19 protein-coding genes and 1 pseudogene are annotated in these 22534 nt (G+C 76.1%); 15 read left to right on the top strand and 5 right to left on the bottom strand.

The window, feature by feature from the left end:
- Window positions 1-6: 6 nt before the first annotated feature.
- Both PH190_RS06025 and PH190_RS06030 read right to left on the bottom strand, forming a co-directional pair.
- A complete protein-coding gene (locus PH190_RS06025; RefSeq protein ID WP_274230580.1) occupies window positions 7-957 on the bottom strand; it encodes an alpha/beta fold hydrolase in 951 nt (316 codons plus the stop codon).
- A gap of 281 nt (window positions 958-1238) precedes the next feature.
- Entirely contained in the window at window positions 1239-3623 is a 2385-nt protein-coding gene (locus PH190_RS06030) for a helicase-associated domain-containing protein (protein WP_274230581.1), read from the bottom strand.
- A 113-nt stretch (window positions 3624-3736) separates the two neighbouring features.
- Here PH190_RS06030 and PH190_RS06035 point away from each other — a divergent pair, with 113 nt between their 5' ends.
- From PH190_RS06035 to PH190_RS06055, 5 genes and pseudogenes are all read left to right on the top strand, one after another.
- Window positions 3737-3967: a hypothetical protein gene (locus PH190_RS06035; RefSeq protein ID WP_274230582.1), complete on the top strand. Its 231-nt coding sequence runs from the start codon at window positions 3737-3739 to the stop codon at window positions 3965-3967.
- Between the two features lie 16 nt (window positions 3968-3983).
- Entirely contained in the window at window positions 3984-4583 is a 600-nt protein-coding gene (locus PH190_RS06040) for a nucleotidyltransferase family protein (protein WP_337993796.1), read from the top strand.
- Window positions 4580-6046 (top strand): NAD-dependent malic enzyme, encoded by a 1467-nt coding sequence (locus PH190_RS06045; protein ID WP_274230583.1) that lies wholly within the window; start codon window positions 4580-4582, stop codon window positions 6044-6046. The genes PH190_RS06040 and PH190_RS06045 overlap by 4 nt, the downstream gene beginning before the upstream one ends.
- The gene (gene moaC, locus PH190_RS06050) at window positions 6039-6527 is read left to right on the top strand and encodes a cyclic pyranopterin monophosphate synthase MoaC (protein ID WP_274230584.1); all 489 of its coding nucleotides are present in this window, start codon (window positions 6039-6041) and stop codon (window positions 6525-6527) included. The genes PH190_RS06045 and moaC overlap by 8 nt, the downstream gene beginning before the upstream one ends.
- Window positions 6499-7469: pseudogene (locus tag PH190_RS06055) on the top strand (molybdenum cofactor biosynthesis protein MoaE). The gene moaC and the pseudogene PH190_RS06055 overlap by 29 nt, the downstream one beginning before the upstream one ends.
- A gap of 64 nt (window positions 7470-7533) precedes the next feature.
- Here the strand turns inward: PH190_RS06055 and PH190_RS06060 are convergent.
- Together PH190_RS06060 and PH190_RS06065 are read right to left on the bottom strand one after the other, a co-directional pair.
- Window positions 7534-8262, bottom strand: coding sequence for a LysM peptidoglycan-binding domain-containing protein (locus PH190_RS06060; RefSeq protein WP_274230585.1), 729 nt, complete (start codon window positions 8260-8262; stop codon window positions 7534-7536).
- Window positions 8263-8929: 667 nt separating this feature from the next.
- A complete protein-coding gene (locus PH190_RS06065; protein WP_274230586.1) occupies window positions 8930-9586 on the bottom strand; it encodes a LysM peptidoglycan-binding domain-containing protein in 657 nt (218 codons plus the stop codon).
- Between the two features lie 527 nt (window positions 9587-10113).
- Between PH190_RS06065 and PH190_RS06070 the strand changes: the two genes are divergently transcribed.
- From PH190_RS06070 to PH190_RS06080, 3 genes are all read left to right on the top strand, one after another.
- Window positions 10114-11004 (top strand): AAA family ATPase, encoded by an 891-nt coding sequence (locus PH190_RS06070; protein ID WP_274230849.1) that lies wholly within the window; start codon window positions 10114-10116, stop codon window positions 11002-11004.
- A 92-nt stretch (window positions 11005-11096) separates the two neighbouring features.
- Entirely contained in the window at window positions 11097-12341 is a 1245-nt protein-coding gene (locus tag PH190_RS06075; RefSeq protein ID WP_274230587.1) for a vWA domain-containing protein, read from the top strand.
- Window positions 12334-13503, top strand: coding sequence for an XdhC family protein (locus PH190_RS06080; protein WP_274230588.1), 1170 nt, complete (start codon window positions 12334-12336; stop codon window positions 13501-13503). The genes PH190_RS06075 and PH190_RS06080 overlap by 8 nt, the downstream gene beginning before the upstream one ends.
- Here PH190_RS06080 and PH190_RS06085 read toward each other — a convergent pair.
- The gene (locus tag PH190_RS06085) at window positions 13500-14375 is read right to left on the bottom strand and encodes a class I SAM-dependent methyltransferase (protein ID WP_274230589.1); all 876 of its coding nucleotides are present in this window, start codon (window positions 14373-14375) and stop codon (window positions 13500-13502) included. The genes PH190_RS06080 and PH190_RS06085 overlap by 4 nt on opposite strands.
- A 165-nt stretch (window positions 14376-14540) precedes the next feature.
- Between PH190_RS06085 and PH190_RS06090 the strand changes: the two genes are divergently transcribed.
- From PH190_RS06090 to PH190_RS06120, 7 genes are all read left to right on the top strand, one after another.
- Entirely contained in the window at window positions 14541-17168 is a 2628-nt protein-coding gene (locus PH190_RS06090; RefSeq protein ID WP_274230590.1) for a helix-turn-helix transcriptional regulator, read from the top strand.
- A gap of 71 nt (window positions 17169-17239) precedes the next feature.
- Window positions 17240-17953, top strand: a complete 714-nt coding sequence (locus tag PH190_RS06095) for an AzlC family ABC transporter permease (RefSeq protein WP_274230591.1) — start codon at window positions 17240-17242, stop codon at window positions 17951-17953.
- Window positions 17950-18255 (top strand): AzlD domain-containing protein, encoded by a 306-nt coding sequence (locus PH190_RS06100; protein WP_274230592.1) that lies wholly within the window; start codon window positions 17950-17952, stop codon window positions 18253-18255. Before PH190_RS06095 ends, PH190_RS06100 begins: the two co-directional genes overlap by 4 nt.
- Entirely contained in the window at window positions 18252-18980 is a 729-nt protein-coding gene (locus PH190_RS06105; protein ID WP_274230593.1) for a PIG-L deacetylase family protein, read from the top strand. The genes PH190_RS06100 and PH190_RS06105 overlap by 4 nt, the downstream gene beginning before the upstream one ends.
- Before the next feature lie 125 nt (window positions 18981-19105).
- A complete protein-coding gene (locus PH190_RS06110) occupies window positions 19106-20419 on the top strand; it encodes an iron-containing alcohol dehydrogenase (RefSeq protein ID WP_274230594.1) in 1314 nt (437 codons plus the stop codon).
- Window positions 20420-20424: 5 nt separating this feature from the next.
- Window positions 20425-21807, top strand: coding sequence for a MadS family sensor histidine kinase (locus tag PH190_RS06115; RefSeq protein WP_274230595.1), 1383 nt, complete (start codon window positions 20425-20427; stop codon window positions 21805-21807).
- Complete coding sequence (locus tag PH190_RS06120; protein ID WP_274230596.1) at window positions 21804-22481, top strand: MadR family response regulator transcription factor; 678 nt, start codon at window positions 21804-21806, stop codon at window positions 22479-22481. The genes PH190_RS06115 and PH190_RS06120 overlap by 4 nt, the downstream gene beginning before the upstream one ends.
- Window positions 22482-22534: the final 53 nt, after the last annotated feature.

Genomic DNA, 22534 nt, shown 5'->3' on the forward strand with positions numbered 1-22534 from the left:
ACGGTCCTAGGGCGCGCAGCAGGAGGTGAGGCCGTACCACGTGTCGGGGCTCTGTGCTCCGGTCACGACCTGACGAACTGCTTCCACCACGAGGGCCGGCTCGTCCTGGTAGATGTCGTGACCGCTGCGCGCCGCGCTGATGTGCCGGGCGTGCGGGGTGAGCGTGGCCAGGTCGTCCTGGAGCGCCTGCCAGCGTTGTTCGAGCTCCGCGACCGGGAACCCCGGCAGGGGGACGTCCACCGGACGGCCGCGGGTCAGCACCGCCAGGGGCATCGGCCGGAGCGGCCCCTCCGCGCGTGCTCGGGCCACGAGAGCGCCGGTGCGCTCGGTGTCGACCAGCTCGAAGTCGGGATACGTCTCCCGCAGCGAGGACGAGCTGCTCTGCACGTCGGCGAACTGTTCGGGCGTCAGTAGGCTACGCAGCTCGTCGTCGTACCGCTCGTGTGCGGCGTCGACGAGGACCATCCCCGCGACGTCGTCGGGATGGGCTGCCTGGAAGAGGCGGGCGTAGTGGCCGCCCAGCGAGTGGGCGGCGAGCACGTACGGGCCCGGGACCTGGGCAGCCTGCAGCAGGGAGTGCAGGTCGGCGACCGTCTCCTCGGCCGGGCGGGGTTGCGGCACCGGGTCGCTGCGGCTGCGGTCTGCCGGGTCGTCGATCGACTCGCCGATGGTGCCCGGGCGGTCGTACGCGCAGACCCGGGTGAACGCCGCCACCCCCGGGAGCACCGCAGGTGGCGGCACGCTGGGGGACAGGGCGTCCCAGGCGCTGCCGCGATTGCCGTAGCCGGCGATGAGGACGACCGTCGGGCCACCCGTGCCGCGGCACTCCAGGTACAGCCGCCGACCGCCGCCGATGTCGACGAGTCTGCCGTCGTCACCGTCGCCGGGGGCCGGTGCGCTCGCGGCCACCGAGCCGCATCCCGCCGCAGCGAGCAGGAGAGCGATCGCCGCGGCCACCAGCACACGACGTCCTCGCGGTGTCATCGTCCCGCTCCGCTGGTGTCCACACGATCACCTCGACACGTGATGTGACATCCAGCATCCTCGTCAGGACCGTACGGGGGAACCAGGGTCACGGAAGGCCGAGCAGTGGTGACCGTGGGGAGCGGACGGAGAACCTGTTAGCCGCCGCAACCCGGCTCGGCGCCGCCCGCGACTGATCAACGGGGACTTCGTACGCCTAGAAGCAGCGAGATACCCGTTCGCTGCGGCAGGCCTCGTCCGGCGACAGACCGACCTCAGCGGTCGGCGAGCACGCTGACCGAGGTGATGCGGTGCAGCGCGAACGACAGCGGCGCCCCGCCGACCGTGGCGCCGTTGGTCTCGCCGTCGTCCTCCCCGCTGTCCTCCACGCCCTCGAGCACCCCGCCCCCGACCCGCAGGGGGCGCACGACGCGCTGGGACGCCGTCCCGTGGGCGTCGACGTAGCCGATCCACACGCTGCGCCCGGACCGCGCGGCCTCGGCGAGGACGGCGACGGTGGCCGACGCCGCGGTGCGCCCCGGTCCGGCGACGGTGCCGCGGCCCCGGGCGGCGGTGGCGGCCCGGTCGCCGGCGCGGAGCTGGGCGACGAGCGCGGTGACCTGGTCCTCGGAGAGGGTCGGCGTGGTGCCGATCGCGCGCTCGGGGCGCCGGGCCGGGGTGCGCCGGCCGCGGGGGCGCAGGTCGAGCACGCCGCCGACGTCGTCCTCGGCGACCGGCGACAGGCCCGCCTCCCGCAGGGCCGCGAGCACCTCGACCAGCGGCTGCGGGCTGACGAGCACGGTCGGCGCGATGCGGCGCAGCTCCAGGCGCTCCGCCTCGGGGTGGGAGAGCACCTCGGCGACGAGGGCCTCGTCCTCCGAGCGCAGGAACGACGCGGCCGCCCCGCCGCGCAGGCGTCCGTGGCGGCGGGCGACGTCGTCGACGAGGTAGGTCAGACCCTGGGGGACCGGGGTGGCCGAGCGGGTGGCGAACAGCTCGTGCAGGTCGGCGGCCGTCTGCCCGAGGTCGAGCGCGCGGCGCACCGACGCCTCGCTGATCCGGTAGACGGTCGCGCCGCCCGCGGACTCGACGTCGGCGACGCGGTCGAGCGCCGCGGCGAGCTCGGGCTCGAGGCGCCCCGGGGCGACCGCGGTGAGGTCGGCCTGCAGGAGCACGTGGTCGACGGGGTCGGGCAGCGCCCGGCGCAGCGCGGCGGCGGCGGCGCCGTCCGGGTCGTCGCCGGGGCCGCGCGCGGGGACGAGCAGCTCGCGGGTCGCGGAGGTGACGGCGTCGAGCGCGACGAGCCCGATCGTCGTCGCCTCGCGCAGCACCGTCCGGATCATCTCGTCGCGCCGGCGCCCGCCCTTGCGCGGCGCGCGCCAGGCCAGGGAGGCGACGAGGTCGTCGGCGCTCGGCGGGCCGTCGCCGTCGTCGAACTCGCAGAGCCGGTCGAGCACCCGGCGGCGCAGCGCCGGCGCCCAGGGTCGGCGCGCCTCGTCGGAGAGCGGGCCGATGAGCTTGTCGCCGACGTCGCGCTCGCCCACCAGCGACGGGGCCCGCGGGGTCTCCAGCCAGCCCCGGGCCAGCGTCACCCAGCGCACGTCGGGCCCGGCGGCGAGCCAGCGGTCGACGGTGACGGTCGGCGTCCAGGCCGCGTCGGCGCCCTCGGAGACCGCGACGAGCCCCGCGCCGGCGAGCACCTCGACCAGCAGCGCCGCGTCCTGCTCGGTGAGCCCGAGGTCGCGGGCGACGCGCCGCAGGTCGCGCACGCCCAGGCCGCCGGAGCGCAGCACCGCGGGCGGCGCCGCCGACCACGCCGTCAGCACGGCCTCGGCGCGCCGCGTGAGCTCGAGAATTGCGCCGGCGGCGGTGGCGTCGACGTCGGCGGGGTCGTGGTGGCGCGGCGTGGGCATGGGGTCGGCGAGCGGGACGTCGCCGAGCGGGCGGTCGCCGCGCACCCCGAGGGCGGCCTCGCGGGTGAGCTCGACGGTCTCGTGGTCGACGCGGTGCAGCAGGCCCGCGGCGAGCAGGCGCCCGACCGGCCCCGGATCGGCGTCCTCGCCCGCACCCGGGCCCGGCGCGCGGCTGCGCCCGATCGGCCCGTCCGCGGACAAGGCGTCGACCACGGCCCGCTCGTCGGCGGGCAGCGCCGCGACGATCGTCGTGGGGTCGTCGGCGGTGGCGATCGCGGAGAACTCCGGCGCGGGCCGCCCGAGCCCGCCCGGGTAGCGCACGGACACCTCGCGCAGCGCCGGCACCGCGCGCAGCCCCGCGGTGGCCCCGGGGTCCCTGGCGTCGGCGCGCGGCAGGGCGGGCTCGACGTTCGAGCCGTCGGGCCACACGAGGGCGCGGGTCTGCAGGTCGGCGAGGGCGGCGCGCCCGGCGTCCGCGCGGTCGGGACCGAGGAGCGCCAGCACGTCGCCGGCGGCCGCGGGCGCCTCGTCGGCGCGCACGACGAGCAGCGCGTCGACCACCTGGAGCGTGAACGCGTCGAGGTCCTCGCACGCCCGTCCCACCGACATCCGCACGCTCGCCCGGGTGGCGACGACGCCGGTGTCGGCGGGCGCGGGCAGGGCGAGGTCCGGGCGGGCGCGCAGCAGCGCGCCGAGGGTGTCGTCGTCCTGGGCGCGCAGGTGCTCGGTGAGGGTCCGGCCGGACATCGCCTCCACGGTAGTCGGGCTCTCCCGCGGGCACCCCCGAGGTGCGGCAGACTGGGCCCGGTCGACCGGGAACGACCCGGGGCCCGACGCACCACGAGTGAGGAGCCAGCGAGATGGCCGACCACCGCGCGAGCGAGGACCAGTCGGAGGCGGGGGCCGCGGAGTCCCAGGAGACGCCCCGCCAGGACCCCTGGTGGCCGGAGGTCGACGGCGGTCACCCGATCACCGAGCTCATGGCCCCGACCCAGGGCTCGCCCTCGCCGTTCGGCGAGACCCAGTTCCCGCTGCCGGCCGACCAGCTCGGGTACGAGCACCCGGTCACCGAGATCAACCACAGCGGCTAGGACGAGCCGGACCATCGTGACGGTCGCGGGCCTGCTGCTCGCCGCGGGCGGCGGGCGGCGCATGGGCCGGCCGAAGGCCGCCGTCGAGCTCGACGGCGAGCCGTTGGTGCGCCGGGCCGTGGCGGCGCTGCGCGCGGCCGGTCTCGACCCGGTCGTCGTGGTGCTGGGCGCGGGCCTGCCCGAGGTCGCCGAGCTGCTCCCGGACGGCACGAGCTGGGTGCCGGCGCCGGGCTGGGACACCGAGGGCCAGGCGGCCTCGCTGCGCGCCGGTCTCGACGCCCTGACCGGCACCGAGGCCGCCGCCGCGCTCGTGGCGCTCGTCGACACCCCGGGGATCGGGCCGGCCGCGCTGGCGCGGGTCGCAGCCCGCGCCGACGGACCGGACGTGCTCGCCCGCGGCGCGGTGGACGGGCGGGCCGGGCACCCGGTGCTGCTCGGGCGGGCGCACTGGGAGGCTGTGCGGGCGGCGGCCACGGGCGACGCCGGGGCGCGGGGCTTCCTGCGCGGCCGGGACGACGTGGCGGTCGTGGAGATCGGTGACGTCGCGGTGCCCGACGACCTGGACACGCCCGACGACCTGCAGCGGTGGACCTCACGGGAGGAGGCGGGACGATGACGGTTCCCGGACCGGGCTACGCGATCACGGCACGCGTGGAGGCCCCGGCGAGCGCGACCGCCGCCGGCGACCTCGCCGTGGCCGTCGGGCGCGTCGGCGGGGTGATGACGGCGTTCGACGTCGTCGAGTCGCGCACCGACTCGATCATCGTCGACATCAGCTGCAACGCCCTCTCCGAGGAGCACACCCACCAGATCACCGGCGCCCTCGACGCCCTCGACGGCGTCCGGGTGCGCAACGTCTCCGACCGCACCTTCCTCGTCCACCTCGGCGGGAAGATCGAGGTGACCGCCAAGGTCGGCCTGCGGACCCGTGAGGACCTCTCCCGCGCCTACACCCCCGGCGTCGCCCGCGTGTGCCAGGCGATCGCGGCCCGGCCCGAGGACGCGCGGAGCCTGACGATCAAGCGCAACACCGTCGCCGTCGTCACCGACGGTTCGGCGGTGCTCGGGCTCGGGAACCTCGGGGCCGCGGCCGCGATGCCGGTGATGGAGGGCAAGGCGGCCCTGTTCAAGCGCTTCGCGGGCGTCGACGCGTGGCCGGTGTGCCTGGACACCCAGGACACCGAGGAGATCATCCGCACCGTCGAGGTGCTCGCGCCGGCGTACGGCGGGATCAACCTCGAGGACATCGCCGCGCCGGCCTGCTTCGAGATCGAGGAGCGGCTGCGCGACGCGCTCGACATCCCCGTCTTCCACGACGACCAGCACGGCACCGCGGTCGTCGTCCTCGCCGCCCTGCGCAACGCGCTGCGCGTCGTCGGCAAGGAGATGAACGACTGCCGCATCGTCGTCTGCGGCGTGGGCGCGGCCGGCTCGGCGATCATCCGCCTGCTGCTGCCGCTGGCGCCCGCGGACCTCGTCGCGGTCGACGTCGAGGGGATCATCCACCCGGACCGGCCGGGCCTGCACCCGAGCCTGGAGTGGGTCGCGGAGCAGACCAACCGCGAGCGCGCCACGGGCGACCTGCACGACGCGATGCCCGGCGCCGACGTCTTCATCGGGGTCTCGGCGCCGAACCTGCTGCGCGAGGTCGACATCGCGGGCATGGCCGACGAGGCCGTGGTGTTCGCACTGGCCAACCCGGACCCGGAGATCGACCCCTCGATCGCCCAGCGCCACGCCCACGTCGTCGCCACCGGGCGCTCCGACTACCCGAACCAGATCAACAACGTGCTGGCGTTCCCCGGCATCTTCCGGGGCCTGCTCGACGCCCACGCCCGGGGCATCACCGACGAGATGCTGCTGGCCGCCGCCGCGGCGATCGCCGACGTCGTCGCCGAGCCGAACCCGCTGTTCATCGTGCCCAGCGTCTTCGACAACACCGTCGCGCCCGCCGTGGCCGGGGCGGTGCGCAAGACCGTGGAGCGGGCACGCGAGGGGGGCGGGGGCCCGGTCGCCATCGGCGACGCCCTGGCCCTCGGCGAGGAGACCGCGCGCGCCGTGGAGACGTCGGATGAGTGAGCAGTCCGGTCTCACCCACGTCGACGCGACGGGCGCGGCGCGCATGGTCGACGTCGGCGACAAGGAGGTCACGCGCCGCACGGCGACGGCGACGGGCGTGGTGCGCACGACGCGGGAGGTCACCGCGGCGCTGCGCGACGACACCGTCCCCAAGGGCGACGCGCTCGGCGTGGCCCGGGTCGCGGGCATCATGGGCGCCAAGCGCACGCCGGACCTCGTACCGCTGTGCCACCCCATCCCGCTGGCCGGCGTCACCGTCGACCTCGACGTCGCCGACGATCACGTCACCATCACCGCCACCGCCCGCAGCGCCGACCGCACCGGCGTCGAGATGGAGGCGCTGACCGCGGTGGCCGTGGCCGGGCTGACCCTGCACGACATGATCAAGGCCCTGGACCCGGCGGCGACGCTGGACGGCGTGCGCCTCGAGCGCAAGGAAGGGGGACGCTCCGGTGTCTGGACCCGACCCGACGGACGCTGAGCCGACCGGGCCCGCCGACCCGACCGACCCGACCCGCCGCGCCCGCGTCGTCACGGCCTCCAACCGCGCGTCGTCGGGCGTCTACACCGACCGCGGCGGGCCGATCATCGTCGACTGGCTGCGCGCGATGGGCTTCACGACGCCCGACCCCGTCGTCGTCCCCGACGGCGAGCCGGTCGCCGTGGCGCTGCGAGAGGCCGTCGCCGACGGCGCGCACGTCGTCGTCACCACCGGCGGCACCGGCATCGCGCCCACCGACGCCACGCCGGAGGCGACCCGCGCGGTCGTCGACTACGAGGTGCCCGGCCTCGCCGACGCGATCCGGCGCGCGGGGGCGGACAAGGTCCCGACGTCGGTGCTCTCACGTGGCGTGGCCGGGGTGGCGAAGCGCACCCTGGTGGTGAACCTGCCCGGCTCCCCGGGCGGGGTGCGCGACGGCCTGGCGGTGCTCGAGCCCGTGCTGGCCCACGCCGTCGACCAGATCCTGGGAGGGGACCACCAGTGAGCGCTCCGGAGACCGCCCGCGTGCTGCGCGCGACCGTCACCGAGGAGCCCCTCGACGTCGCCGAGCACGCTGCGCTGGTCGACGACGCGGCCGCCGGCGCGGTGGTGACGTTCGCCGGCGTCGTGCGCGACCACGACCACGGCCGCGGGGTCACCGCCCTCGACTACGAGGGCCACCCCACGGCCGCCGCCGTCGTGGCGAAGGTGGCCGCGGACGTCGCCGGGCAGTTCCCCGGCGTGCGGGCGCTCGCCGTGACCCACCGCGTCGGCCCGCTCGGGATCGGCGACGTGGCCCTGGCCTGCGCCGTCGCCGGCGAGCACCGCCGCGAGGCGTTCGACGCCTGCAGCGAGCTCGTCGACGCCGTCAAGCGCGAGCTGCCGGTGTGGAAGCGCCAGGAGTTCACCGACGGCACCGAGGAATGGGTCAACTGCCCCTGAGCGGCTGACCCGGGGGAGCTGAGCGGCTGACCCGGGGGAGCTGAGCGGCTGACCTGGGGGAGCGTCAGCCCATCGCCAGCGTCTGACCCGGGAAGATCATGTTCGGGTCGGTGAGGACGTCGCCGTTGGCCTGGGCGATCGAGCGCCAGCTCGCCCCGTGGGACGCGGCGATCGAGCTGAGCGTGTCCCCGGCCCGAACGGTGTAGCTGCCCGACGACGGGGTGGCGCTGCGGACCTGGCGCGTGTCCTCGGAGCCGGAGCCGGAGCCGGACTCCTGGCTCCCGGCGTCGTCGTCGCCGGAGTCGTCGCCCGAGTCCGAGGACGAGCCCGACGACGAGCTCGAGGAGCCCTCGTCCGAGGACGGCACGCTGCTGTTGGGCGAGTCGTCGGTCTGGCCGGTCTTGCGCGAGCAGGTCGGCCAGGCGTTCATGCCCTGCTCGGCCTTGACCCGCTCGGCGACACGGATCTGCTCGCTGCGGCTGGCGTCCTCGGGCTGGCCGGAGCCGCCGAAGGCGCGCCAGGTGGAGTCGGTGAACTGCAGGCCGCCGCCGAAGCCGTTGCCGGTGTTGATGCCCCAGTCGCCGCCGCTCTCGCACTGGGCGAGGGCGTCCCAGTCGGTCTCGGCGTGGGCGGCCGGCGCGGCGAGCAGCGCGGCGGGGACGACGGGCGCGCCCGCCGCGACGACGGCGAGGGTGGCCCGGCCGAGACGGCCGGGGCGGCGCGGGGCGCGGTGACGGCCCCGCGCACCGGGAGCAGAGGGGGCAGAGGGCGCTGCGGGCAGCACGGTGTCCACGGATCTCCACGAGGCCGCGCCGATCCCCGCGCCGGGCCGTCGCGCGAGGGGGAGCGGACGGCGGGAGCACCGGCGGTCGGAGCCCTGTCCGGGCACGCTGCTGCGGGGGACGGGACCCGCCGGACAGGGCGGCGCGCGGGCTCCGGTCGGCGCCGCCGCGCGGGCCGACGCGACAACGGTAGATCTCCGCAGCGGTCACGGCCGGTGGCTCTCAGCTGTGTGAGCCCGGCCCGAGGTCACGAAAGGGTGACGAACGCGCAGCTCTCGGGCCTCGATGTGACGCAGCGCGAGCGCCCGCCACGGCCCGTCGCTGAGAGGTGTGTCGGGCTTCACAATGCCGGTGCGGGAGCGTTCGTCCGCGTGCACGCAGTGGTTCGAGCGTCCGCTCGACACTCCCTCACCCCGCTCGCGGCCCCGGCACCGCGAACGGGGAGTTCCGGCGCGTAGAGGCAGCGAACAGCGCGTTCGCTGCGACACCGCGCGCCCGACGCCGGTGCCGGCGCGGCCCGCCGGATCGCGAACGGGGAGTTCGGCCGCGTAGAAGCAGCGAACAGCGCGTTCGCTGCGACACCAGGTGCCCGCCCGCCGACGCGCACCCCACGAACGACGACGACCCCGGTCCAGCTCGGGGCAGGACCGGGGTCGTCGAGGTGCTCGGGGCGGGCGGTCAGCCCACCTTGAGCTGCTGGCCCGTCGCGAGGGTGTCCGGGTCGGCGAGGCCGTTGACCTGCGCCAGGGACGCGACGGAGGTGCCGTGGGCCGCGGCGATCCCGCTGAGGGTGTCGCCACTGACCACGGTGTACGCGCCGCCCGCGGCCGGGGCGGCCGGGGCCGCGCCCGCGGCGGAGATGCTCTCCGCGCCGGAGTCGCCCGAGTCGGCGGAGCTCGACTCCTCGTCCGACGAGGACGACGAGGACGAGGACGAGGACGAGGACGAGGACGAGGACGAGCTCGCGTTCGGGGAGTCGTCGGTGTTGCCCGTCTTCTTCGAGCAGGTCGGCCAGGCGTTCATGCCCTGCTCGGCCTTGACCCGCTCCGCGACCTGGATCTGCTCCTCGCGGCTGGCGTCCTCCGGGGCACCCGAGCCGCCGAAGGCCTCCCAGGTCGAGTCGGTGAACTGCAGACCGCCGCCGAACCCGTTGCCGGTGTTCGTGCTCCAGTCGCCGCTGCTCTCGCACTGGGCGAGCTCGTCCCAGTCGGTGTCGGCGGAAGCCAGACCCGTGCCGAGTGCGAGCGGGGTCGCCGCGATCGCACCGACCAGCACGAACTGCGCCGCGCGCCGTCCGAGGGCGCGCGCCAGCGACTCTTCGGTGTTCCGAGCCATGACCTCTCTCCGTACCGCGCCGCGCGGGCGGGGCCTCGCGAGCGGGTCGACGGCCGGTTCCACGCGGCCTCACCGCCCGTGGGTGCCGGGGCACCCGGGGCCTCTCGTTCCTCGCGCCCGTCCGGTCCGCCTCTTTCGTTTCGGGGCTCGTAGTCCCGGGGCCGCTGGACGGGCGTCGGCGCGGCGGCCCCGGGATGTGTCCGGTCCCGCACACACCACTCCGGCGTGTCGTCGGGAACCGCCGTCGAACGGTACGGAGCACACGCGGTCTTTCAACCCGTGCTCAGGCGACCGTCGTCACCCTCCTGCGACCGATCCGTGACCTGGTGAGGGACGGATCCGCAGGCGGGAGCGGGAGATGATCATGAATCGGTTGATGTTTCACCGATGTAGCACAGATCCACAGTGTGCGTGGCCTCACGGTGTCAACAGGGCCGTTCGGAGCAGGAACCCTCAGGTCGGGGGGCCTCCTGCCCGGTCGTCCGGTGGCTACCCGTTCGGCGCTGCGGGATGCTGGACGGGTGAGCGTGACCACCGAACCCACCAGCCCGGACGACCTGGCGCGCGCCCTCGACGGCACCGGCTACCTCGCCGACGCGGGCCTCGCCTCCGCGGCGTTCCTGGCGCTGCGCATGGGTCGCCCCCTGTTCTGCGAGGGCGAGCCGGGGACGGGGAAGACCGCCCTCGCCCAGGCGCTGTCCCAGGCGCTCGGGCTGCCCCTCGTGCGCCTGCAGTGCCACGAGGGCATCGACGCCGCCCAGGCGCTCTACGACTGGGACTTCCCGCGCCAGCTCCTGCACCTGCGCGCCCTCGAGGCCTCGGCCAGCGCGTCGCACACCGAGCTCGACGTCGACGCCGTCGAGTCCTCCCTCTACGACCGTCGCTTCCTGCTCGCGCGGCCCGTGCTGCAGGCGCTGCAGGACGCGCCGTGCGTGCTGCTCGTCGACGAGGTCGACCGCGCCGACGACGAGTTCGAGGCCTTCCTCCTCGAGGTGCTCGCCGAGAACTCCGTCACCATCCCCGAGATCGGGGTCGTGCGCGCCGAGACCCCGCCGCTGGTCGTCCTGACCTCCAACCGCACCCGCGAGGTGCACGACGCGCTCAAGCGCCGCTGCCTCTACCTCTGGCTCGAGCACCCCGACCTCGCCCGGGAGACGGCGATCCTGCGCCGGCGCCTGCCCGACCTGCCCGAGGCGCTGGCCGAGCAGGTCGCGCAGGCGGTGCACGGGCTGCGCGGGCTGGACCTGCTCAAGCCGCCGGGCGTGGCCGAGTCGATCGACTGGGCGCAGGCCCTGCAGCTCATCGGGGCCCGCCACCTCGACCTCGCGTCGGCCACCGCGACGCTCGGTGCGGTCCTGAAGTACCGCGAGGACGCCGACCGGGCGCGCGACAAGCTGGACGCCCTGCTCGCCTCGTGAGCACCGGCAGGCGAGCGGAGCGACGGGACATGACCATCAGGGACGGTGACCACCAGGGACGTGACCACGAGGGGCGAGCGGGGCGACGGGGAGTGACCACTGCCGACCGGGGCGGGAGCAGCGACGCGCCCGCCCCCCGCCAGCACGCTGGCGCGCTCCTGGCCGCCGGCGTCGTCGAGTCCCTCAGCAGGGACGGGGACAGCGGGGACGCCGACCCCGGGACCGACGCCGTCCTCGAGGACTTCGTCGCGTTCACCCGCCTCGTGCGCAACGCCGGCGTGCCGGTCACGACCGACCGGGTCGCGGCGTACCTGCAGGCCCTGCGCCTGTCCGACCTGCGCAGCGAGGTCGCGACCTACTGGGCGGGGCGCCTGACGCTGTGCGGCGACCCCGACGACGTCGTGCGCTACGACCACGCCTTCGCCGCCTGGTTCTCCGCCGACCCGCGCGACCAGCGCATGGGCCGCCCGGCGCCGCCGAAGCCGCGCATCTCGACGATGGCGGCGCTCACCGAGCCGCCGCCGGGCTCGGGCACCGGCGACGAGGACGAGGAGACCCCGGAGCTGCGGGTCGCCGCGTCCGGCGAGGAGATCCTGCGCGACCGCGACATCGCCGAGCTCTCCATCGGCGAGCGCGAGCACCTCAAGCAGCTGCTCGCCCTCCTGCGCCCGGCCCCGCCGAAGCGCCGGGCCCGGCGACGGCGCGCCGCCCGGCGCGGCGAGCCCGACCCGCGGCGCACGCTGCGCGCGGCGCTCGCCAACGGCGGGGAGATCACCGACCTGCGTCGCCGCGCCCGCCGGAAGCGCCCGCGCCGGGTGGTGCTGCTCATCGACGTGTCCGGCTCCATGAGCCCGTACGCGGACACGCTGCTGCGGTTCGCGCACGTCGTCACCCGGCGCACGCCGACGGCCGTGGAGACGTTCACGCTCGGCACCCGGCTGACCCGTGTCACCCGCGAGCTGCGCCAGCGCGACCCCGAGCGCGCGCTGGCCGACGCGGGGCGCGCGATCCCCGACTGGTCGGGCGGCACCCGGCTCGGCGAGGTGCTGCGGGCGTTCCTCGACCGCTGGGGCCAGCGGGGCGTGGCCCGGCGGGCGGTGGTCGTCGTGTTCTCCGACGGCTGGGAGCGCGGGGGCGCCGACCTGCTCGGCGAGCAGTCCGCGCGGCTGCGGCGCCTGGCCCACCGGGTGGTCTGGGTGAACCCGCACGCGGGCAAGAGCGGCTACGAGCCGGTGCAGGGGGGAATCGCGGCGGCCCTCCCGCACGTTGACCGATTGCTGGCGGGTCATTCCCTCACCACATTGGCCGAGCTCCTGGAGGTGCTGCGGGATGCGTGACGTGCTGCCGACCCTGGAGAGCTGGTGGGCCGACGGGCGCCCGACCGCGCTCGCGACCGTCGTCGGGACCTTCCGCTCCGCCCCGCGCCAGCCCGGCGCCTCGATGCTCGTCGGCGACGACGGCCAGGCGGTCGGGAGCGTGTCCGGCGGCTGCGTCGAGGGCGCGGTCTACGAGCTCGGGTCCGGCATCCTGGAGGGCACCGACGAGGCGACCCTGCAGCGCTACGGGGTCTCCGACGACGACGCGTTCGCGGTCGGCCTGACCTGCGGCGGCATCCTCGACGTGTACGTCGAGAAGGTCGACCGCGAGTCGTTCCCGCAGCTCGGGGCCATCGCCGAGGCCGTGCGGGAGCACCGTTCGGTCGCCGTCGCCACCGTCGTCTCCGGGCCCGCCGAGCGCCTCGGGCGCCGGCTGGTGGTCTGGCCCGAGGAGGTCGAGGGCACCACGGGCTCCGCGCGGCTCGACGACGCGCTGCGCGACGACGTGCGCGGCCTGCTCGCCGCCGGGCGCTCGGCGCTCGTGTCCTACGGCACCGACGGCGAGCGGCGCGGCGAGGGCCTGCAGGTCTTCGTCGAGTCGTTCGCCCCGCCGCCCCGGCTCATCGTCTTCGGCGCCATCGACTTCGCCGCCGCGGTCGCTCGCATCGGCACGTTCCTCGGCATGCGGGTGACGGTCTGCGACGCGCGCCCGGTGTTCGCGACCTCGAGCCGCTTCCCCGAGGCGCACGAGGTCGTCGTCGAGTGGCCCCACCGCTACCTCGCGAAGGAGGCCGAGGCGGGGCGCATCGACTCCCGGACCTCGCTCGCCGTGCTCACCCACGACCCGAAGTTCGACGTGCCGCTGCTCGAGGTGGCGCTGCGCCTGCCCGAGATCGGCTACATCGGGGCCATGGGCTCGCGGCGCACCCACCTCGACCGCCGCCAGCGCCTGCTCGACGCCGGGGTCGCCGAGGAGGAGCTGGCGCGCATGTCCAGCCCCATCGGCCTCGACCTGGGTGCGCGGACGCCGGAGGAGACCGCGGTGTCGATCGCCGCGGAGATGATCGCCCAGCAGTGGGGCGGACGGGGCACCCCGCTCTCGGATCGCGAGGGCCCCATCCACACCGAGTCCAACGTCGAGCCGGCGGTGTCGGCCGCGTCGCTGGACGCCGCCCTGCGCTAGACGACGCGGGCCGTCAGCAGCAGGTACTCCCAGTCCATGGTGAGGCCCTGCCCGTCGCGGGCGTGACGCTGCGCGACCGCGGCGATCTCGCGGTCGAGCTCCGCGGTGCGCTCCGCGTCCTCGGCGTTGTTGCGGTACGCCACGATCGTCGGCCCGTAGGTCTCCTTCCAGTAGGAGCGGAAGCCGTCGGGGGTGTCGAAGGCGTCCACGGTCACGGTCCGGCGCTCGGCCTGGACGTCGGTGACGCGGTCGCCGAGCAGCGCGCGGACGTGCGCCTCGTCGCCCCACAGCGGCGGCGGCTGGGCGCCGGGCGGCGGCGGGGGCGCGAACGGCTTCATCGTCTTGAACAGGTCGCCGACGAAGCCCTCGGGCGTCCAGCTGATGAGCCCGATGCGGCCGCCGGGCCGGACGACGCGGACGATCTCGTCGGCGGCCTCCTGGTGGTGCGGGGCGAACATGATGCCCACGCACGAGGTGGCGACGTCGAACGAGTCGTCGTCGTAGGGCAGCGCCTCGGCGTCGGCCTCCTGCCACTGCAGCGTGACGCCGGCGCGCTCCGCGGCCGCGCGGCCGGCGACGAACAGCTCGGGGGTGAGGTCGGAGGCCACGACGTCGGCGCCGGCGAGGGCCGCGGGCACGGCGACGTTCCCGGTGCCCGCGGCGACGTCGAGCACCCGCTCGCCCGGGCGGATGCCCGTGGCCGTGACGAGGACGGGGCCGAGCTCGGCGATGAGCCGGGCGGCGACGTCCGGGTAGTCGCCCAGGCCCCACATCGTGCGGTGGCGGGCCTTGAGCGCGGCGTCGGCGGCCTTGGCGTCGGCAGCGGCGTCGGTGGCGGCGTCGGTGCGGGCGGCGGTGGTCGTGTCGGTCATCTCGGTGTCTCCCGTCCGGTGGACCGGCGTCGTGCCGGCCGGTGGGAGAGAAGGCTCCGCTCACGCGCTGCAGTAATCATCGGGAGGACCTCCCTAGATTCCGCTCCGGCGACTAGGCCGATCGAGACATTCCGCTGGTGATGTCGATCACGTAGAGTCACGCCCATGGACCTGCTCGAGCGCGAGGACGAGCAGCGCCTCCTCGCGCACGCGTGGGCCGAGGCGCGCACCGGCCGGGGCTCGATCGTCCTGCTCGCCGGGGAGTCGGGCATCGGGAAGACGTCGCTGGCACGGGCCTTCGCCGCCGGCCTCGACGGCGGCTCCGACGACGCCCAGGTCCTGTGGGGCGTCTGCGACCCGCTGGGCGTGCCCCGCCCGCTGGGCCCGCTGCACGACGTCGCCGCCGACCTCGGCGAGCCGGTGACGCGCCTGCTGCACACCGGCGCCCCGCCGCACGAGATCCACCGCGCCCTGCTCGACGCGCTCGCCGCCCGCCCGTTGCTGCTGGTCGTCGACGACCTGCAGTGGGCCGACGAGGCGACCATCGACCTGCTGCGGTTCCTCCTGCGCCGTGTCGCGGGCACCCGCTCGCTGGTCCTCGCCACCTACCGCGCCGACGAGCCCGACCCCCAGCCCGCGCTGCGGGCCCTGCTCGGCGACGTGGCGCGCAGCCCCGCCGCCACGCGCCTGGAGCTCGGGCCGCTGTCGGTCGCGGCGGTCACCGCGCTGGTGGGGGAGCGCGCCATCGACCCCGCCCACCTGCACCGCCTCACGCGCGGCAACTCGTTCTTCGTCACCGAGGTGATCAGCCAGGACGGGGACGCGCTGCCCGCGTCGGTGCGCGACGCCGTGCTCGCGCGCACCGCGGGTCTCGACCCCGAGGCCGGGGACCTCGCGGACCTGCTCGCCTGCGCGCCGGGTCCCGTCCCCGACGCCCTGCTGCCCGCGCTCGGCGCCGGCATCGGTCCGCTGCGCACGCTCGACACCGCGGGCCTCATCGCCCGGGACCGGCGGGGCATCACGTTCCGCCACGACATCTGCCGGCTCGCGGTCGCGGGCGCCATCCCGCCCGGTGGGGAGATCGCCCTGCACCGGCGCATGCTCACCGCGCTCGAGACCCTGCCCGACCCCGACCCCGCCGTGCTCGCCCACCACGCCCTGGCCGCCGGCGACGACGCGCGCGTGTTCCGGTACGCCGCGCGGGCCGGGCGCGTGGCGGCGGGCGCAGGCGCCCACACCGAGGCCGCGCGCTTCTTCACCACCGCGCTCGAGCACGCGCCCGCCGACGCCCTCGGCGCCCGCGCGGGCCTCTGCGAGCTGCTCGCGCACGAGCTCTTCCTCACCAACCGGCTCGACGAGGCGATCGCCGCCTGCCACCGCGCCATCGGCTGGCACCGGGCGGAGGGCGACCTCGACGGCGTCGGCGCCGGACACCGGTCGCTCGCCTCGTTCGAGTGGTACCACGGCGACCGCGCGCGGGCCGTCGAGCACGCGACCACCGCGATCGAGGTGCTCGAGCCCCGCGCCGAACCGGGCAGCCGCGCCGCCGTGCTCCTCGGGCACGCGCTCGCGGCCCGCGGGTTCCTCGCGATGCAGGACAACGACCTGGCCACCGCGCGCGAGCTGCACGACCGGGCCCGCGCGATCGCGGACGGTGCCGACGACGAGGCCCTCGAGGTCCGGCTGCTCATGCTCGACACCGTGGTCCCGATGATGGCCGGCGAGAGCGCGGCGCGCGGGCGGCTGCTCGGCGCGCTCGAGGCGGTCGGCGACGACGTCAAGGTCGAGCACTCCACGTGCTGGACCCAGCTCGCGAACCTCGACGTCGAGCAGCGGCGCCTCGACGCGGCGGAGAAGGTGCTCGACCGGAGCCTGCCGCTCACCGTCCAGTGGGAGTACCCGATCTGCGAGCACTGGCAGCGCGGCGTGCGCGCCCGCCTGCGCGTGCTGCGCGGCGCCTGGGACGAGGCCGTCCACGACGCCCGCGGCGTGCTCACCGACAGCGGGTCCATGCTCACCCACACCTGGCCCTCGCTGGTGCTCGGGCTCGTCGCGCTGCGCCGCGGGGACGCCGAGACCGACGCGCACCTCGAGCGCGGCTGGGACATCGCGCGCCACTTCGGCGAGCCGCTGCGCCTGCTGCCCGCGGCGTCGGCGCTGGCCGAGCGCTGCTGGGTGACCGGAGCGCCCGACGCCCGTCTCGGGGACGTGCTCGCCCTGCTCGCCGAGGCCGGCGCGCGCCCGGGCACCGAGTGGTCCGCCGCCGAGCTCGCGGTGTGGCTGCGCCGGCTCGGGCACCCTGCAACCCCGCCCGTCCCGCCGGCCGAGGGCCCCTACCGCCTGCTGCTCGACGGCGACGCCGCCGGCGCCGCGCAGGCGTGGACCGCGCTCGGCGCGCCCTACGAGGCGGCGCTCGCGCTCGTCGACACCGGCGACACGACCGAGATCTTCACCGCGCTCGAGACGTTCGACCGCCTGGGCGCGGACGCCGTCGCGGCCAAGGTGCGCCGCGACCTGCGCGGGCGCGGCGTGACCGGCGTGCCCGCCCGCCCGCGCGCGACGACGCGGACCAACCCCGCGGGCCTCACCGCGCGCCAGGTGGACGTCCTGCGCCTGCTCGCCGAGGGCCTGACCAACGCCGGGATCGCCGGGCGCCTGTTCATCTCCGAGAAGACCGCCGACCACCACGTCTCGGCGATCCTCGCGAAGCTGGAGGTGCCCACGCGCCGCGAGGCCGCCGCGGCCGGCCGGCGCCTCGGGCTCGTGCCGGACCGTCGCGTCGCGCGGGCCTAGGTGGTCACGCAGCGCAAGATGGGGAGCGGGCACCGACGCCCTGACCGCGGGCCGGACGCGATCGTTCGGTCATGTCCATCACCGAGCGTCACACCGCTCCCCGCGGCGAGATCGCGACGGCCGTGCGCGACCTGGCGCCGGTCGCCCTCGGCCTCGCTCCCTTCGCCCTCCTCATCGGCGTCACCGGCGCCCGCTCGGCCGCCGGTGCCGGCACCGCGGTGCTCTCCTCGGTGCTGCTGCTCGGCGGCAGTGCCCAGCTCACCGCGCTGACCCTGCTCGCCGGCGGCGCGTCCGCCGGCGCGGTCGTCGCCACCGTCGCCCTCGTCAACGCACGCTTCCTGCTCTACGCGGCGGCGCTCGAACCCCGGTTCCGCGACCAGCCGACGTGGTTCCGCTGGCTCGCGCCGCACTTCGTCGTCGACCCCACCTACGCCATGGTCGCGGGCCGGGCCGACCTCGAGGACCCCGCGCGGTTCCGCCGCTACTGGCTGACCGCCGGCGGCGGGCTCGCGGCGGCCTGGGTCGCGATGACCGCGCTCGGGGCGGTGCTCGCGCCGGTCCTGCCCGCCTCCGCGGCCCTGACCGTGGCGGCGCCCGCGATGTTCCTCGCGATGCTCGTGCCCCACCTGCGCGCCCGGGCCGGGCGCCTCGCCGCCGTCGTCGCCGCGGTGGTCGCCGTCCTCGCCGCCGGCCTGCCCGACGGGCTCGGCCTGCTCGCCGCCATCACCGCCGGGGTCGTCACGGCCACCGTCGCCGAGAGCCTCACCGACCGGAGCCCGTCATGACCCTCCTCCTCGCGGCCATCGCCACCCACGGCCTGCGCACCGTCCTCATCACGCTCGTCCCCGCGCACCGACTGCCGGCGCTGCTGCGCCGTGGCCTGCCCCACCTCGCGCCCGCCGCGCTCGCCGGCCTGGTCGCGACGGCGCTGGTCACGACGACGGGACCCGCCGCCGGGTCCGCCGTCCCCGGCGTCACGTACGCGGCCCTCGCCGTCGCCGCCCTCGTCGCGTGGCGCTCCCGCCACCCCGCCCTGCCCGTCCTGGCCGCCGTCGCGGTCACCGTCGTCGCGGAGGTGCTGGCGTGACCCGCACCCTGCTCGGCGTCTGGGCCCACCCCGACGACGAGACCTTCCTGTCCTCCGGCCTCGTGCTCGCCGCGCGCGAGCGGGGCGACCGCGTCGTCCTCGTCACCGCGACCCGCGGCGAGCACGGCACCGACGACCCCGCCGCCTGGCCGCCCGCGCGGCTCGGGCGCCACCGCGAGCGCGAGCTCGAGGCGGCGCTGGCCGTGCTCGGCGTCGACGAGCACCGCTTCCTCGGCCACCGCGACGGCGCCTGCGCCGACGCCACCGAGCCGATGGCCGCGCGCGCGATCGCGACGATCATCGAGGAGGTGGCCCCGGACACGATCGTGACCTTCGGGCCCGACGGCGTCACCGGGCACCCCGACCACCGCGCCGTCGGCCGCTGGACGACCCGCGCGCGGAACGCCGTCGCACCCGGCGCCGAGCTGCTGCGCGCGGTCCTCGCGCCCGGGTTCACGCGCCGCTTCGCCGACGTCAACGCCGCCTTCGGGGTGTTCCTGGACGAGCCCGCCGACGAGGTCGTGCCCGGACTGCACCTGCGCCTGGACGGCGCCCACCTCGACCGCAAGATCGAGGCGATGCTCGCCCAGGACAGCCAGACCCGGCGCCTGGTCGACGGCGTCGGCCTCGCCGTGTTCCGCCGCTGGTGGGGCGAGGAGGCGTTCCTGGTGGAGGCCGGTTCCGGGGCCGGGGCGGGCGTGGCGGCGTCGGCGCGGGCGGCGTGAACGGGATGTGACCTGCGCCGCGGAGCCGTCCGATCGGGCGCGACCGAACCCGTTCGTCACCCTGCCGTCGCCCCGTCGTCGTCTGTAACGTGGGCCTCAATCGTCGCCGGCAGGAAGGGGGCAGCGTGGTCCTCGTCGACAGCGTGACCCGCGCGGGAGAGTCGGTCATCGCCCGCCGCCGCTCCGTGGAGCCGGTGGTCGGGGCGTCCGCCCTCCCGACGGCCCCCGCGGCCACCCCGGCCGAGCGGGCGGCGGCGCGGTCGCGCGCGGGGACCACGCGGCTCGCGAAGTTCCACGTCCCGGAGATCCTCTTCGGCCCCGGCTCGCTGCCGGAGGCGGCCCACGCGGCGGTGCGCCTCGGGGCCCGCCGGCCCCTGCTCGTCACCGACCCCGGGCTCTGCGCCGCCGGCTGGCCCACCCAGCTCGGCGCCCACCTCGCCGAGGCCGGCCTGCGCCCGACGGTGTGGTCGGGCGTGACGCCCAACCCCAAGGACCACGAGATCGCCGCGGGCCACGTCGCCTACCGCGAGCACGGCTGCGACGTCATCGTCGCCCTCGGCGGCGGCTCGGTGATCGACGCGGCCAAGGGCATCGCGCTGCTCGCGGGCAACGGCGGCACGATCCTCGACTACGAGGGCGTCGACCGGATGGCGCTGCCCATCCCGCCGCTGGTCATGGTGCCGTCCACCTCGGGCACGGGCGCCGACGTCTCGCAGTTCTGCATCGTCACCGACACCGCGCGCAACACCAAGATCACGATCCTGGGACGCGCCATGGTGCCCGACGTGTCGGTCGTCGACCCGTCGCTGCTCACGACGATGCCCGACTGGCTCAACGCCGCCACCGGGCTCGACGCGCTCACCCACGGCATCGAGGCCTACGTCTCGCGCGCCCACAACCCGCTGACCGACCACCACGCGCTGCAGGCGATCGCGCTGGTCGGCGAGCACCTCGTGCGCACGATGGACCATCCCGCCGAGGAGGGCGCCCGCACCTGCATGGCGCAGGCCGCGCTCGAGGCGGGGCTGGCGTTCACCAACGCGATCCTCGGCGCCGCGCACGCGATGAGCCACCAGGTCGGCGGCCTGCTCGACCTGCCGCACGGCGTCATCAACGGGGTGCTGCTGCCGCACGTCATCCGCTTCAACGCCGAGCCCGACCCGCACCGGTTCGTGCCGATCGCCCAGGCCCTGGGCCTGCCCGGGCAGATCGTGCCCGACTCGACGGCGGGTGCCGCGGAGGCCGCGGAGTGGGCGGCGGCCGAGGTCCGCCGCCTCGGCGACGAGCTGGGCGTGCCCAAGGGCCTCGGCGAGATCGGGGTGACGGAGGCGGACGTGCCGGTGCTGTCGGCGATGACGCTGGCCGACGCCTGCCTGTCCACCAACCCGCGCGAGGCCGACCAGGCCGACATCGAGACGCTGTTCCGCGCGGCCCTGTAGTCCCGATGTCCGTCGACCACCACGATCTGGACCAGCTCACCGGCATCCGGTCGGGCAAGCCGTCCTTCTACATCGAGTACCTGGCCTCGGCCGAGCGGCTGCGCCGGGTCATCCACGCCCTCGACCGGATCTCCCGGGCGCTGGTGCGCACCACCGAGGGTCCCGGCACGTTGGTGCGCGCGGTGGCCGAGGCGGCCGCCGATCACCTGACCGCGCACTGGGTGGTGTTCGCCCTCGCCGACGGCGCGCTCCCCGAGGCCGCGCCGCGTCACCTGGTGCTCGGCCCGGCGGGCGAGGAGGTCGGGGCCGACGACCCGGAGCTGCCGCCGTGGGTCGTCGCGCACCTGCGCGCGGTGCACGCCGGCGAGGGGCACACGCACGCCGTCACCCCGGCGTCGGACCCCGCGCACGACCCCCACCACCTGCACGTCCCGGTGCACCTCGACGGCGACGTCGTCGGCGAGATCGTGGCGTGGACGGGCGCCGAGCGGGCCATCGACGCCACCGACGCCTCGGTGCTGCGCGTGCTCGCCGGCCAGACCGCGGCGGCGCTGCAGAACTCGGCGCTGCACCAGCGCACGATGCGGCTCTACGGCGAGGCGAGCCGCCACGCCGAGGACCTCGCCGCGCGCAACGAGCAGCTCCAGCACACCCGCGACGCGCTGACCGTCGCCCGCCAGCGCGAGGTGCTCGACTCCGAGCGGCACCGCATCGCCCGCGAGCTGCACGACTCGGTGACGCAGTACGCGCTCTCGGCCGGCATGCAGATCGAGGTCGTCCGCTCCGAGATCCGCGACGAGCGCCAGCGCGAGCGCCTCGGGACGGCGAAGGCGCTGACGCGGCGCGCCGTCGAGCAGCTGCGCTCGGCGATCTACGCGCTCAACCACTCCGGCGACCGCGGCCGGCAGAGCCTGCCCGCCATGCTCGAGGAGCTCTCGACGGTCCACATGCCCTCGGACCTGCGGGTCCAGGTGCGCATCGAGGGGCGCCCGGTGCCGCTGCCGTCGGCGGCGGAGCGCTCGCTCTTCCGGGTCGCGGGCGAGGCGCTGTTCAACGCGGCGGTGCACGCCGAGGCGGGCGTGGCCGTCGTGCGCCTGGCCTACCGCAAGGACCGCCTGGTGCTCTCGGTGTCCGACGACGGCACCGGCGACCCCGAGCACGTGCGCCGCTCGCTGCGCGTGGCCGCCGCCGGCGACCTCGACGGGTCGCACCGGGGCCTGGTGAACATGGCCGAGCGCGCCCGCGAGATCGGCGGGACCCTGCGCATCCGCCGCGCGCCCCAGGGCGGCATCCGCGTCGAGGTCGGCGTGCCGCTCCCCGCGGCGCCCGCCGCGGCACCCACCAGCGACACCACCGACACTGCCGAGGAAGCCGGGAGCCGGTCATGACCGAGATCCGCGTGCCCGCCCGCGCCGCCGCCAAGCGCGGCGAGGTGCGCATCGTCCTCGTCGACGACCACGCCATCGTCCGCCAGGGCCTGCGCTCGGTGCTCGAGCGCGAGCCGCAGTTCGCCATCGTCGGCGAGGCGTCCAGCGCCGCCGAGGCGCTCGCCGTGGTCGCGCACCAGCGGCCGTCGATCGTGCTGCTCGACCTCAAGCTCTCGACGAGCTCCGACTCCGAGGGCCTGCAGCTGTGCCGCCAGCTCACCCAGGCCCACCCCGGCGTCGGCGTGCTCGTGCTGACGACGTTCCTCGACGACCGCCTGGTGGTGGAGGCCGTCCACGCCGGCGCCCGCGGCTACGTGGTCAAGGACGTCGACACCACCGAGCTCACCGCGGCGATCCGCGCGGTGTCGCGGGGCGAGTCGGCGTTCGACTCCCGCTCGGCGGCCGCCGTGGTGCGCTCCCTCAACGGGCAGCAGGCCCACGGCGACCCGCTGACCGGCCGCGAGCTCGACGTCCTGCGCCTGCTCGCCCGCGGCATGTCCAACCGCACCATCGGCCGAGAGCTGTTCATCTCCGAGACGACGGTCAAGTTCCACGTCGGCAACCTCATGCGCAAGCTCGACGTCACCCGCCGCGCCGAGGCCGTCTACGCCGCCTCGAAGATGGGCCTGATCTGAGGCACGGGGTGTGTCAGCGTGGCGTCCACGCTGGCACTCAACGCGAGGAAAGC

The organism is Actinomycetospora straminea (assembly GCF_028737255.1).
Lineage (GTDB): Bacteria > Actinomycetota > Actinomycetes > Mycobacteriales > Pseudonocardiaceae > Actinomycetospora > Actinomycetospora straminea.